This is a genomic window from Rhodococcus sp. 2G, assembly GCF_001886355.1.
In the GTDB taxonomy this organism is placed as follows: Bacteria; Actinomycetota; Actinomycetes; order Mycobacteriales; family Mycobacteriaceae; genus Rhodococcus; species Rhodococcus pyridinivorans.
Window position 1 is genome coordinate 1,729,020 of record NZ_CP018063.1, and the last position, 13,463, is coordinate 1,742,482.

The following is a 13,463-nucleotide window of genomic DNA, read 5'->3' on the forward strand; positions in this document are numbered from 1 at the left end:
TCGTCGGACACGAAATGATTACGACCCAGCTCGGGGGTGTACTTCTCCTGGGTCGAACCGAACCGGTCTGTTCTCGAGGGGGCGACCCATCGCGGCCTCGATTCGATCATCTGTGGGACAAACCTTCGGCGCGTGCCGTCGTGTCCTCGAAGGTATTGCTGCACAACTAATTTGATGAGATCGCAGCGATCCTCGGTGGACGAGGGACGGGATCGGCCGGGTGCTGTGGCGACGGGTTCTCGCTGGGCCGGCCGAATGCGGGCGCCGCAATGATCGACTTTCGAGTATGGCGCGCATCACTTTCTCGGGTTCAGATGGCGTCAGCCACGATCGCTTGAAAACCTCTCGACCTGCGACGTTACCTGGTTGTGACCTGATGGTCGCGTGTTGGCCCTCCGTGCGGTGGTAACGATCCCGCCGGTGATGCCCGCGGCCCCGTTCGAAGGCCGAACCAGCTTCGGCGAATCTTGGAGCACGACCCTTTGTCCGTTTCATCATTGCGCCGTTTCCGTGCCGCGGTCGCCGCGGCGGCCGTCCTCACCGCCGCGCTCGGCGTCGGTACCTCCGCCGCCCATGCCGACACCGCACCCACCGCCCCCACCCAGACCCGTTTCCAGGAGCCCCGCGACCTGCTCCGGGCGCTCGACTTCGACGCCCTGGCCGCCGACGGCTGGACCGTGACCGACGTCGAGGAAGAGGCCGAATCCGCAGAGGCGACCGCGGTGGTCGAACTCGTCGCCGAGACGACTCCCGCGCCGCCCGCCGTCACACCCGAGGAACTGACCCGCATCGTGCCGGGCATCCCGGCGGAGAAGGTCGAGCAGTTCATCGCGCCGCTGAACGAGGCGATGGCGCGCAGCGGCATCGACAATCCGGTCCGTCAAGCGGCGTTCATCGCCCAGCTGGCCGTCGAATCGGACTCCTTCCGCACCTTCGAGGAGTACGCGTCCGGTCGCGCCTACGAGGGTCGTGCCGATCTCGGCAACACCCATCCCGGCGACGGTGAGCGCTACAAGGGTCGCGGCGCGATCCAGATCACGGGTCGCCACAACTACGAGAAGGTCAGCGAGCACATCGGCGTCGACTTCGTCGCGCACCCCGAGCTGCTCGCTGCGCCGGAGAATGCCTTCACCACCGCTGCCTGGTACTGGACGTCGCGCAACCTCAACGAGGTCGCGGACACCGCGGGGATCGTCCGGGTGTCCGAGCTCGTCAACGGCGGTCACCACGCTCTCGGTCGCCGCATCGACGACTTCAAGCGTGGCCTGGACGTGCTGCTCCAGCCGTAAGCGCGACACGTTCGCACCGGGCCGATGAGTTCGGGGCCCGCCGACGGTCTATCGGAGCATGAGAAAACTGATCTACGACTTCGGCGTGTCCCTCGACGGTTACATCAACGACCGCGACGGCAACATCGACTGGACCGACCCCGACGACGAACTGCACCAGTTCCACAACGACCGGTTCCGTCAGCTCGAGCTCTCGCTGCACGGCCGGCGGATGTACGAGCTGATGGCCGAGTACTGGCCGCACCTGCCCGACGACGCCTCGCCCATCGAACGCGACTTCGCCGAGTTGTGGACGACCACGCCCAAGGTCGTCTTCTCCCGCAACCTCACCGAGGTCCACTGGAACAGTCGCCTCGTCAGCGACGACGCGGTGGAGGAGGTGCGCAGGCTCAAGACCGAGGGCGACGGCGTCATGGAGGTCGGTGGGGCAAATCTCGCCGCGTCGCTGATCCCGCACGGTCTCATCGACGAGTACCAGGTGTTCGTCTCACCCGTCCTGCTCGGTGGTGGCACACCGATGTTCCCGCCCCTGGAGAAGCGCGTCGATCTGCGCCTGGTCGAGACACGACAGTTCACGACCGCCGTGATGCTGCGCTATCTCGCCGAGTGAAAGTCCGCCGGCCGCCGGCTCAGAAGAGCTCCGGCGACACCGGCGGCACGTCGTCGAGGAACGCCGTCACCATCGGCACCAGCACGTCCGCCTCGCCGGAGATGCCGAGGTGTGACATCGCCGGGAGGATCACCAGGCGCGCCCGGGGAACCTTCTGCAGCATCCCCGTCGCTGCTGCTTCCTCGTCGCCGCCACCGAGCAACCGGAACATCGTCACCGCGTGTTCCGGTTTCACGCCGTCCGCGTTGCCGACGATCACCATCGCGTTCGCAGTGATCGACCGCATCTGTTCGTCCGTGATCTGCTGGTCCTCGATGTTGAGGACCTTCATCTTGTCGACGTAGGCGGCGAACGCCGCGGGATCGGGCGTGTGCTCCGTGAACGACTTCTCGACCGAGGAACCGGCGAACACCTCGGCATCGAGATGTCCGACGCCCTCGAGCACCGACGCGTACCAACCGTCCTGCCGGTAGGTGGCCGACAACGTGACGAGCTTTCCGACGAGGTCCGGATGGCGGAGCGCCACCTGCAACGCCACCCCGCCGCCCTGCGAATAACCCATCACGTCCGCACGCTCGACGTTCAGAGCCCGCAGCAACTCCGCCGCATCGTCGCCGAACTGCTCGTACGACATCGGACGATCGGTGTCCCGGGTGCGACCGTGCCCCTGCTGATCGAAGACGATCACCGGGCGCCGTTCGGCGAAGGCGGTCACCCAGGACGGCATCGATTCGGTGCTCATGAACGCGCCGGGAATCAGCAGCAAGGGCAGCGGAGCGGACCCGCCGAGTTCGCCGTGCACCTCGAAGTACAGACTCAGGCCGTTGATGGCCAGATGCCCGCTGCGCGAGGGTGTCGAGTCCGTCATGTCACCCGGCCCTCACTGCGCGCCGGTGCCGGGACCGTAGAGCCGCGCCACGTCGGGGGAGTCGAGCCACCCCGAATAGGTCGGCGACTGCGGCCAGCCCTCGGGCGAGTCCTGCCATTCCTCCTGACGGCCCCACGGAAGAAGGTCGATCAGCGCGAAGGTGTAGCTGAGCTGTTCGGTGCCCCGGCCCGTGGTGTGCCAGGTGCGGTAGACCTTGTCGCCGTCGCGCAGGAACACGTTGACCGCGAACCCTCCACCGGGAGGTGCGTCGACGTCGGCGCCGAACGAACTCTCCGACGACGAGTACCACTCCATCGTGTTGCCCACCTTCGCCTTGTAGGCGAGGGCTTCGTCGATCGGCCCGTTGGTGACGATGACCACGCGGGCGTCGTAGTTGTCGAGGATGCCGAGTCGGGTCCACTGCGTCGTGAGACTCGTGCATCCACCGCACTGCCATTCGGCACCGTCGGACCACATGTGGTGATAGGTGATGAGCTGCGAGCGGCCCTGGAACACATCGACGAGCCGGATCGGACCGTCGGCGCCGATCAGCGTGTAGTCGGGTAGTTCGATCATCGGCAGCCGGCGGCGCTGCGCTGCGATGGCGTCGAGTTCGCGAGTGGCGGCCTTCTCCCGTCGCCGTAGGTCGTCGAGCGCCGACCGCCATGTCTGCTCGTCGACGATCGGAGGAAGGGCGCGGGTGGTCTGCTGGGTCATGACGTCTCCCGGAGTCGGACGGATCCGTTCACGAATGTTGACCGGGGCAGGAGCCGGAAATCATCGTGGGCGCGGCCACGAGTCCGAACGCCGGAGTGGAGCACGCCCCCCGTACCGGCCGGTATGTAGTGTCGTCGCGTGTCTCCTGATCCGTCTGTGGCCGACCTGATCGCCGGCGCGTGCAAGGTGCTGCGCGCCTACAAGCACGACGAGGTCGCCGACCGCGCCGAACGCAAACTCGCCGACACCGGCCGGCCGGCGTCGATCGTGGTGGTGGGGGAGATCAAGCGCGGCAAGAGTCTGCTGGTCAGCGCTCTCATCGGCCGCGACGGCGCCGCTCTCGACGACGTCGAGCACTCGACCGCCGTCGCAACCCGTTTCGTCACCGCCACCGACGATTTCCCGGAGGGCACCGCCGAATTGGTGTTCCCCGACGGGCGCCGGCGCATCGACCACGCCGAGCTGGGGGAGTGGATCACCACCGGCGGCCGCTACGTCCAGGACCCGACCGTCGAGGCGCTGCCGGTCGCGGCGGTCGTGCCGATCGCCTCGGACAAGCTCACGAACGCGTCGGTCGTCGACACTCCCGGCATCGGCGGCCTCGACCCCCGGCACGCCGCGATGGCCGCTCACTCCGCCGATCGGGCCGCCGTGCTCGTGCTGGTGTGCGACGCGTCGACCCCTCTGACCGAACCGGAGATGCGGTTCCTGCGCGAGAGCGCCACCGGGGTGGAGAACGTGCTGGTGGTGGTCACCAAGACCGACAAGAACCTCACCCGCTGGGAACAGATCGTCGCGGAGAACCGCCGCGCCGTCGCGGAACACGTCGGCCGCGACATCCCCGTCGTCGCCGTCTCGAGCGTGCGTGCCCTGGCCGCGACCGCCCTACCACGCTCCCCGGTGCGCGAGCGCAGCCTCGCCTGCTCCGGGCTCCCCGGACTGTGGGGGATGCTCGACGAGCGGGTCGCCGCCGCACGGCACCGTCCCGAAGCCGACGCGCTGCGCGTCGCCCTCGACGGGTTGCGCCGCATCGAAACCGGAATCAGCGACGAACTCTCCGTCGTCCGCGACGGCGAATCCGCGATCCCGGACCTGACCGCCGAGATGGAACGGCTCGAGGGCCTCAAGGACGAGGCGCAGCAATGGGAACAGCACCTGCAGCGCGACCTCACTCTCGCGCGGCAACGGGCGATCACCCGTCTCGACGAGGAGCTCGCCCGCGTGCGCGAGGACTGGACGACGCGCATCAACAAGTCGTCGATGCAGGTGCTGCGGCGCTCCCCGCAGGTGTTCACCGCCCAGATCCAGGCCGACCTGCTCGACGCGATGGCCACCACCGCGCAGGTGTTCCTCGACGACCTCGAGAAGATCGTCACCGACCTGTTCGACGACCCGCAGCAGTGGGAGCATATCCGCGAGATCACCCTCGAGGCGCTGCAGACCGATCCATTGGTGACCGGGGAGGTGGGCTCGAAACGCCAAGGGCTGCTGGATCCGAGCGTGCTGACGATGGGCATGATCGGCACCACCATGCTCGGCGCGGTGATCGGGGCCGGTGCCATCGCCGGCGTCGCCTGGGTGGCGATCAATCTCGGGTTCAAGGCGATGCGCACCGGCAAGACGAACCTGCTGACCTGGCTGCGCGAGACCCTCGCGACCGTGCGGACCGTCACCACCCGCATGCTCGAGGCCGCGATGGCCACCACCCGCCCGGAGATCGTGCTGCGTCGCCGCAAACACCTCCAGGACCGGATCACCGAGTTGCAGAAGCGTATCGACGAGGCCAAGCGCGCCGCGCAGGCGGACGCCGCGACCCGCACCGCGAACATCGAACGACTGGAGAAGAACCTGCGCATCACCCGCGCCCGCATCACCCCGATCGATACGGCTCTGAGGGGAGGTGCCACATGAGCGCCCCGCACATCCCACCGCAGACCGGGGCACCCGATCCGGTGCACCAGCGCATCGACGCGGCCCTGCACCAACTTGCCGCGCTCGGCGGTGATCTCGTCGCACACGCCAACCGTATCGGCGCGATCCTGTGGTCACCGCCGCGCATCGTCGTCGTCGGGCGGCTCAAGGCCGGCAAATCCACCCTGGTGAACGCGCTGATCGGCGCGCCGGTCGCCGAGACCGCGGCGCTCGAGGCCACCAATGTCGTCACCGTCTACGAGAACGGTGCGCCCTCCCGCGCCGACGTGGTGTCCACCGATGGCACCCGCCGACCCGTGCCGCTGGCACTCGGCACCACCGTCGACCTCGGCGTCCCGCCGGAGCAGGTCGCGTACGTGCACCGCTACCTGCCCTCCCATGCGCTGAGCACGATCACCCTCGTCGACACCCCCGGCCTGGCGACGCTGACCGTCACCAATGCCGCCGCCACCGAGCGCGCATTGATCGACGGGTTCGAGCAGACCCGCTCGGCGTCCGTCGACGCCGACGCGGCGGTGTTCCTGTTCGACTCGATGCCGCGCACCGACGAGGTCGAATTCCTGCAGCGCCTCGGCTTCACTCCGCTGAACACACTCGGAGTGCTCTCGCGCGCAGACGGTTTCGGCCGCGGGGTGCTCGGCAACCGCGATCCGCTCGGACACGCCGCCGAACATGCGAACGTGCTCGCGCGGCGGTTGGCGGGACAGGTCGGCACGGTGGTGCCGGTCGCCGGGTTGCTCGCGCAGACCTCCCACACCGGTGCGTTCACCGACGCCGACGCCCGCGCGCTCGCGGCGCTCGACCCACTGGCCCCGTTGGAGCTGTTCGATCTGCTCGACGCCGATCCGGCCGCGCTGCCGGTGCCACGCGACCAGGTGTGGCGACTGCTGGAGCTGATCGGGGAGTACGGGCTCGTGCACGCCCGCGCGCAGGCAACGGGTGGGGCGCACCAGGTCAACCAGTGGTTGTCCGGGGTGTCCGGCGTCCATCCGCTGCGAGCGGTGCTCGAACAGTCGTTGCGTCGCTTCGCGGTGCTGCACCGCGCCGGCCGGATCCTCGCCGAACTCGACGCCCTCGTCTATTCGCATCCGGCGCGCGACGCCATCCGGCAGATCGTCTCGGCGCTGCGCACTGACCCGGCGCTGGTGCCGGTGGAGTTGTTGCGGGCGTTGCGATCTCTGCTGCAGGCCGACCCGAGCGCCCCGGCGGTCGACGAACTGGACCAGGTGCTGCGCGGCGGCACGATCGCCGAGGCGTTGGGGCTGGAGCCGACGGCGTCACCCGAGCAGATCCGAGCGATGGCGCAACAGAAGCTTGTCGCGGTGCAGGCGCAGAGCGTGTCGACGCGGTCGGCGGCGGAGGACACGGCGCTGACAGCGCTTACGCACGCCTATACGGTGATCGTCCGCGGACACTGACCCGGTCGGCGGGTTACGCGCCGAGATCGGGCTCGTCGACGTTGTCGGTGAAGCCGAACGAGGCTGCCTCGTCGTCGGATGAAGCCTCGCCGTTGTCGTCGTCGACAAGGCCGGGGTCGATTCCACCAGCGCTGTCGAGGTCGGCATCGGGGTCGAGGGCAGGATCGAGGTCGACAGAGTCGACGGTGACCGTCTCCGGAACGATCTCGTCGTCGTCCGGGACCAACGAGATATCGACCGCGGCAGTGCCGGGGTCGGTGGCGATGTCGAGCGCGCGCTCCCAGACCTGATCGGGCAGTTCCGGTAGGTCGGCGAGCACATCGATACCGAGCAGCTCCCCCAGTGAGGGCAGCGGATCGGTCTCATCGCTTGTCATGGGCTCTTCCTTCTTCCCCCGTTGTCCGTCGTCGTCAGGTTGGAGTCGTGTGGGCCCCGGAATGTTCCTGCCTCGTCCCAATCTACCGGTCAGGGATCGAGACCGGCGGGATCGAGGCGGGTGGGATCGAGCAGTTCGACGAGTTGTGCTCGCCCCCGGTTGATGCGGGTCTTGACCGTCGCGACCGGCACGTTCTGATGCTCGGCGATCTCGGCGTAACTCATCTGGGCGTATTCGCGGAGCACCACCGCGACCCGGAACTGTTCCGGGAGTTGAGCGAGGGCGTGACGCACCGCGTCGGTGTCGACGACGCGATCGGCCGGTCCCGGCACCGTGGAGGCCCGACGGAGGTCGATCTCGTCGTCGGGGATCTCGCGGCGCTTGCGTACGATCGCCAGCGCGGCGTTGCTCGCGATGCGATAGAGCCAGGAGCCGAACCGGGAGGTGCCCCGGAACTTGTCGAGGTTCTGCCAGGCGGCGATCAGGGCGTCCTGCAGGGCGTCCTCGGCGTCGTGGCGGTTACCGGTGATCTGCACACATACCGCCCACACCTGGGTGCGCGACGGTTCCACCAGTGCGGCGAACGCGGCCCGGTCGCCGGACCGGCACCGCTCGATCAACTCGGTCTCGTTCATGGCACCCCCATCTGTACGCGGAGTAACCTACCCGGCCGCGTCGCGCAGCGGTCCGGTGACCGTCATCGGTGGCGCGCACCGACGGTCACCGGACCGCGAGGGAGGTCAGTTCTCGCCCAGGCCCATCTCCTCGGCGCGGACGAACTTGACGTACTGCGTCGCGACGCGCTGCGGCACGGTGCGCAGGGTGTCGGAATCGGGGTTCTCGTTGCCGATCGAGCGGAAGCCGGACAGTTCGGCCATGTAGCGGCCGTAGGTCATCAGGCACGCGGCGGCTCGGCCCTCGGCGACGTCGCCCGACCAACAGGTGGTGTTCGGGAGGCTTTGCGTCAGCGAGGGATCCTCGACGAGGTCCGGATAGGTCTCCGCCGTGTGTGCAGCGAACGCGTCCTTCAGGACCTCGGCCTCGTCCGGGCCGGCGGTGCGATAGACGACGCTGTTGACCTTCGCGACACGGTCGGTGCCGGTCTGTTCGAACACCACCTCGGTGTCGGCCGGAGCGGAGTCGTAGTGCAACCAGCCGTCGGGTCCGTAGACCGCCATGTCGGAGTTACGCGAGTACTCGCTGTCGACGAATCCCACGGCCCGAGCCATCACCTTGTCCAGATCGATGGGCAGCGAGGCGATCTCGTCGGTGGGGGTGGCCGGGAACCGGTCGAGCAGTTCGATCTGCTGCTGCACGCCGCGCGTCGCGGTATCGGTGATCCACTCGATCCCATCGCTGTCGTCGCCGCTGTAGGTGTAGACGACGAACATGCCGCGTGTGGTGAGCGTGCTCAGGGAGGTGGTGGCCAGTTCCGGCCAGGAGTAGGTGGTGGCCAGTGTGTCGGGCAGTGCCGGCAGCGATATCGGGGTTTCCGGACCGGTGGCGAACGGACCGTCCGCGGGTGCGAGCTTGTACTCGTACAGGGCCTGCGCGGCGCCGGCGGCGTCCTCGGGGGTGGGGAATCGCCAGACACTGACACCGAACTCGCGGCTGTCGTCGTCGGTGCTCCGGAAGCTGGTGAAGGCATTGATGATCGAGAATTCTTTCAGGATCTCGTTCTCGCTGCCGGAGAAGATGTTGCCCGTGCCGCCGAGGAACATCCCGTTGGTCGATCCGCCGACGGTGAGGGCCGGGTCGATTGTGTGCGGGTGGATGACGAACTCGGCGAGTCGCTGGCCTTCCACCGCAGGACCGAAGTCCTCGGCCGCCATGCCCAGCGCGACGAAATCGCGCGGCTGGGTGTTGTAGTCGCCGGTATCGAGCGAGTCGAGATCGACACCGGCAGAGGTCTGTTCGGTCGTGGTGGTCTCGTCGACGACGGTGGCGTCGCTGTCGGACGCGCAACCGGCCACGGTGACGACGGTGACGGCCGCCAGGGCCAGGGCGAGACGGCCTGTTCGAGGGATGTGCATGAGAAGAGGACTCCTGAAGAGGAAGGTATGGGAGAAAGGCAGGTCAGGCGTTCCAACCGAGTTCGGCGAGCAGTGCTTCGCCGCGCTCCGTCGTCGTCGAGAACTGCGCGACGAGGCCGGTGGACTTGTCGATGACGGTGAAGTACGAGTTGCCGCCCGGCGGGTGGTCGTAGTCGGCGATGCGCGTGCCGTCCGCCGAGACGATCCTGGTGTTGTCGTTCTTGGCGTCGCGGAGCCGGATGAAGTTCGAGCGTGCGTACTGATCGTCCCGGTACGCCGACACGGATTCGTAGTCGGTGGGCTCCATGCCCAGCGCCTTCCCGAGGTTGGAATTGGGGCTGATCTGGCACCGGACCTGCATGGCACCTTCCGAGGAGAAGCCGGACTTCTCGCACGAACTCGACCCGGTGAGCAACTTGGTCGGCAGCAGTTCCACCACCTCGTCGGTGCTTTCGCTGCGATAGACCGAATCCGACGTCGCCGGAGGCGGTGCGCCGGTGTCCGACCTGTCCTCGGCCACAGCGGGGGCGGCCGCGGCGCCGGCCGACGCTCCGTCGTCCGCGTCCCCACGGGTCAGGCCGAAGACCGCCCCGGCGGCGACGAGCACCGCCAGCACGGCGCCTCCGGCGATGAGCAGGGGCCGAGACGGTCGTGACCGCTCCACGTCGCGCGCCGGTGCCGGGTTCGGTTGTGCCGCCGGGGTACCCGGGCGCGGAACACCGGCTCGCGGTGCTGCGGGGCTGGGAGCATCCGGTCGCAGCACCTCGGTGTCGAGGTCCGCGGCGGGTTCGGTGGTGCGTCCGCCGGCGACGAACCCGGCCGCGCCCTTGGCCACGACGGTCTTCGGGTCGTCGAGGGTGGCGATGGGTCCGAGTTCGGACAGCCGCCGATGCACGTACGGGATCCGTGAGGAGCCGCCGGTCAGATACAGCGCCTGCAGACTCGACCGGTCCACCCCGGCATCGCGCAGCACCTGGGCGGCGAGCTGCACGCCACGGGTGATCTGCGGTTCGATGAGCTGCTCGAACTCGTCGCGGGTGATGGTGAAGGTCAGATCCGCGCCGTTGCCGGTGACCCGGATCGTCGCCGAGGGATGTTCGGAGAGCAGTTCCTTGGCGCGGCGGATCTGATCGTCGAGGGTGCGTCGGGCATCGAGCCCGTCCGGGGTGCGCAACCACGCCGCGAGATCCGGATCGTCGTCGCGCAGGCGTTCGTCGACCCAGCGGGCGACGGTGGCGTCGAGGTTCTTGCCGCCGAGGGTGTTGTCGCCGCCGGCCCGGACGACCTCGAAGGTCCATTCGCTCGTCGCGGTGAGTACGGCGATGTCGAGGGTGCCGCCGCCGAAGTCGAACACCGCGATCGTCGAGCCCTTGACGATCTTCGCATCGTGCTGACGTGAATAGTAGAACGCGGCGGCGCGGGGTTCGGAGATCAGCGAGACGCTGCCGCCGAGACCGGCCAGGGACGCGGCGTGCCGCAGCACGTCGAGTTCGCGCTGGGACCAGGCCTCGGGGTGGGTGAGCACGACCTCCGCCGGAGGGTGGTTGTTGTGCCGGGGGAGCGCCTGGTTGTAGACGGTGCGCAGGACCGAGGCGATGGTGTGGGCGACGGGGACGTCCTGGCCGCGGACCATCACCGACCCGACGGCCACGTGGGTCTTGGGGTAGGCGACGAAGCCGGCCGGATCCACGGTGGCCTGGTTGATGGCCACGTCGCCGGTGGTGATCGCCCCGGTGTGGTCGACGTACACCGAGGACGGCATGAGGTTGGAGGTGTGGGTCAGCGGCAGTGATTCGACCCGGTCCGGGCCGATCCGGTGTGCCGCCGACGTGTTGGACGTGCCGAAATCGACCGCCAGAACCCAGCTCATCTCGATCGTGCCTCTCGAATGCGAACCCACAAAACCTGCATGGACGGTGCGATGACCGTCGCGGACTCTATAGCGGCGAACGGTCGTCGCCCGGTGGCGGGTGTCACGACGCCCCCGGAGTGGGGCACTGCGCCGGCGGAACCTGCACCCGCACCTCGACATAGCGCAGGATCTGCCCCTCGTGACACCAGCCGGGCCGGATCATCGCGACGACCAGGTTCTCCTCCGCCGGTGCCGCTGCCGGCGTCACCGCCACTGCACGGTGACGGCTCGGATCGAACCGTGTCCCGGGCGCGACGGCCAGACGTTCGACTCCCAGATCGGCGAGTCGTGCGGTCGCGGCGGCGCGCTCGGGCCCGTCCGCCGCGACGTCCGCCGCCGCGATCAGTTCGTCGATCCGCTCACGCATCTGCGGTGACATCACCTGCTTGCCCTTCGTCTCGGACCGGTCGGAGTGGGCCTCAGACCAGATCGGAACCGGCGTCGGTCGACTCGGAACCGTTGTCGAAGGCCGAGACGTCGACGTAGTCGTCGGCGATGCCGTCGCCGTCGTAGTCCACCGCTCCGGAGTGCAGGTCCACCACCACATCGACCTCGCCGTCACCGTCCTCGTCGAAGACGGCCAGATCGAGCCGGCCGTCACCGTCGAGATCACCGGCGGCGGCGTCGATGTAGCCGTCGCCGTCGCGGTCGAACTCGATCAGGTCGGCGTTGCCATCGCCGTCGGAGTCGCTGATCTGCGCGTCGGTCCGGCCGTCGCCGTCGTAGTCCACCAGCGACAGATCGACCTGACCGTCGCCGTCCATGTCGACGTCGGCAACGCGGGTGCCGTCACCGAGGGTGTACTCGTCGAGCACGACCGGCTCGGTGGAGGCGGATCCGGAGGTCACGGTCGAGGTGGACTCGGCGTTCTCCGCGGCGGCGCGATCGGAAGCCGAGGAGGCCGATCCGGCGGAGCTCGACGCACCCGAATTGCTCGCCGAGCCGTAGGACGAGTCCGAGCTCGAGGAGCCGGAGCTGTCGTACCGCTCGTAACGCTCGTAGGACTCGTAGCTCGTCGATCCCGACTGGTCGGCCGAGGACGAACCGTAGGAGGAGTTGCCGTCGTAGGAGGACTGCGAGCCGTACGACGAGTCCGCGCGGTCGCTTGCGGTGGACTGCGATGCGGCACGGTCGGCGTTCGAGGAGCTGCTGCCGGGGAAGGAGTTGGTAGCCATGGTCGGTGCCTCTTTCGGTGTCTCGGTGACTGACACAGGTAAGAGGGACCGGGAGGCGGAAAGGTTCCCACCGAATCGAAAAATTTCCGAGATTCCTGATCGGCGGTGGAAACGCCAGGTCACGGCGCTGCAGACGATCAACGGACGTGGCGGTCGTGGAACGCCGAACGGTGCGGCCGCATCAGCGACCGCACCGCTCGAAGGGTTCCGAGAGGACCGTTACGCGCTCTGACGGACCGGCGTGCGGCGGCCCATCGTGGCGAGGGCGGCGCCGATCACCGCGGTGGTGGCGAGACCGGCCAGTGCCGCGAGGAATTCGGTGCCGCTGAGCGTGCCGTAGTCGGCGAGGCCGGGAAGGCCGGCGAAGGCGGCGTCACCGACCGGCAGCGAATAGGCACCGACGATGTGCTCGAGACCGTCCGGGCTGCCGGACGCAACCAGAGCCAGCGCACAGGCGCTGACCACGCCCAGGCCGCCGATCGCGGCGAGACCCCGTCGAACGACAACAGGAGTGACGGAGGACCGTGCGTCCCACGCGGCGACGCCGGGCGCGAACGCCATCACGGCGCTCAGCACGGCAGCCGTGATGAGGGCTTCACCGAGACCGATGGCCAGGTGGACCGCGATCAGATCGCCGATCAATGCTGCTGCGGCGCCGGTTCCGGTGGTCGCCGAGTACGCGACTCCGAGAACCGCGGCGCTCACCGGCACGGACAGACCGGCGCTGACAATCGCGGTGGTCCGCGTGAGCTTCCCGAGGCCGAGTCGCTCGGCGCCCGTGCGGACACCGGCGGTGACGAGGACGGGCAGCACCGCCATCAGCAGCACGTTCACCCCGAGGGCGTTGATCCCGCCGTCCCCGAACAGCAATGCCTGCACACCGACGACCGCGGTCATCGCGAGAAGCGCGAGCCGGGGCCCGAGGAGCGCGGTCGCGAGAGCGCCGCCGATGAGATGGCCGCTGATGCCGCCGGCAATGGGGTAGTTGACCATCTGAGCGCCGAAGATCATCCCTGCGGTCGTTCCGGCGAGAAGGGTGTCCCGGATCGTGATGCGCGGCCGCCCGGCGGTGGCGGCGAGGACGACCGCACCGGTGGCGATCGCCGCGGCGGGCGCGGTGGCGCTCATGGGGA

The 13,463-nt window shown here is 68.5% G+C and carries 13 protein-coding genes; 4 read left to right on the top strand and 9 right to left on the bottom strand.

The genetic code is table 11. The annotated features are described in order from the left end of the window. Nucleotides 1-482: 482 nt before the first annotated feature. Together BO226_RS08100 and BO226_RS08105 are read left to right on the top strand one after the other, a co-directional pair. Nucleotides 483-1,289, top strand: a complete 807-nt coding sequence (locus tag BO226_RS08100; RefSeq protein ID WP_232238078.1) for a glycoside hydrolase family 19 protein — start codon at nucleotides 483-485, stop codon at nucleotides 1,287-1,289. 58 nt (nucleotides 1,290-1,347) lie between these two features. Further along, on the top strand, nucleotides 1,348-1,899 hold the full coding sequence (locus BO226_RS08105; protein WP_071934973.1) for a dihydrofolate reductase family protein: 552 nt from the start codon (nucleotides 1,348-1,350) through the stop codon (nucleotides 1,897-1,899). A gap of 19 nt (nucleotides 1,900-1,918) precedes the next feature. On the opposite strand, the gene BO226_RS08110 is transcribed toward BO226_RS08105, so the two are convergent. Next, the gene (locus tag BO226_RS08110) at nucleotides 1,919-2,767 is read right to left on the bottom strand and encodes an alpha/beta fold hydrolase (protein ID WP_071934974.1); all 849 of its coding nucleotides are present in this window, start codon (nucleotides 2,765-2,767) and stop codon (nucleotides 1,919-1,921) included. A gap of 12 nt (nucleotides 2,768-2,779) precedes the next feature. Continuing rightward, the gene (locus BO226_RS08115) at nucleotides 2,780-3,484 is read right to left on the bottom strand and encodes a DUF899 domain-containing protein (RefSeq protein WP_071934975.1); all 705 of its coding nucleotides are present in this window, start codon (nucleotides 3,482-3,484) and stop codon (nucleotides 2,780-2,782) included. A gap of 138 nt (nucleotides 3,485-3,622) precedes the next feature. Between BO226_RS08115 and BO226_RS08120 the strand changes: the two genes are divergently transcribed. Both BO226_RS08120 and BO226_RS08125 read left to right on the top strand, forming a co-directional pair. Then, on the top strand, nucleotides 3,623-5,395 hold the full coding sequence (locus BO226_RS08120) for a dynamin family protein (protein ID WP_231911941.1): 1,773 nt from the start codon (nucleotides 3,623-3,625) through the stop codon (nucleotides 5,393-5,395). After that, nucleotides 5,392-6,834: a GTPase gene (locus BO226_RS08125; RefSeq protein WP_071934976.1), complete on the top strand. Its 1,443-nt coding sequence runs from the start codon at nucleotides 5,392-5,394 to the stop codon at nucleotides 6,832-6,834. Before BO226_RS08120 ends, BO226_RS08125 begins: the two co-directional genes overlap by 4 nt. Before the next feature lie 13 nt (nucleotides 6,835-6,847). Here BO226_RS08125 and BO226_RS08130 read toward each other — a convergent pair whose 3' ends face one another. The 7 genes from BO226_RS08130 to BO226_RS08160 form a co-directional block, all read right to left on the bottom strand. Further along, on the bottom strand, nucleotides 6,848-7,210 hold the full coding sequence (locus BO226_RS08130) for a hypothetical protein (RefSeq protein ID WP_024100921.1): 363 nt from the start codon (nucleotides 7,208-7,210) through the stop codon (nucleotides 6,848-6,850). An 89-nt stretch (nucleotides 7,211-7,299) separates the two neighbouring features. Further along, on the bottom strand, nucleotides 7,300-7,845 hold the full coding sequence (locus tag BO226_RS08135) for an RNA polymerase sigma factor (protein WP_071934977.1): 546 nt from the start codon (nucleotides 7,843-7,845) through the stop codon (nucleotides 7,300-7,302). Between the two features lie 105 nt (nucleotides 7,846-7,950). Next, nucleotides 7,951-9,243, bottom strand: coding sequence for a DUF7373 family lipoprotein (locus BO226_RS08140; protein WP_071934978.1), 1,293 nt, complete (start codon nucleotides 9,241-9,243; stop codon nucleotides 7,951-7,953). Between the two features lie 43 nt (nucleotides 9,244-9,286). Further along, entirely contained in the window at nucleotides 9,287-11,113 is a 1,827-nt protein-coding gene (locus BO226_RS08145) for an Hsp70 family protein (RefSeq protein WP_041803690.1), read from the bottom strand. A gap of 103 nt (nucleotides 11,114-11,216) precedes the next feature. Continuing rightward, nucleotides 11,217-11,534, bottom strand: coding sequence for a nucleotide exchange factor GrpE (gene grpE, locus BO226_RS08150; RefSeq protein ID WP_024100925.1), 318 nt, complete (start codon nucleotides 11,532-11,534; stop codon nucleotides 11,217-11,219). A gap of 40 nt (nucleotides 11,535-11,574) precedes the next feature. Further along, nucleotides 11,575-12,330 (bottom strand): FG-GAP repeat domain-containing protein, encoded by a 756-nt coding sequence (locus BO226_RS08155; protein ID WP_024100926.1) that lies wholly within the window; start codon nucleotides 12,328-12,330, stop codon nucleotides 11,575-11,577. A 219-nt stretch (nucleotides 12,331-12,549) separates the two neighbouring features. After that, nucleotides 12,550-13,458 carry an energy-coupling factor ABC transporter permease gene (locus BO226_RS08160; protein WP_231911942.1) on the bottom strand — a complete coding sequence of 303 codons (909 nt, stop codon included), beginning with the start codon at nucleotides 13,456-13,458 and terminating at the stop codon, nucleotides 12,550-12,552. Nucleotides 13,459-13,463: the final 5 nt, after the last annotated feature.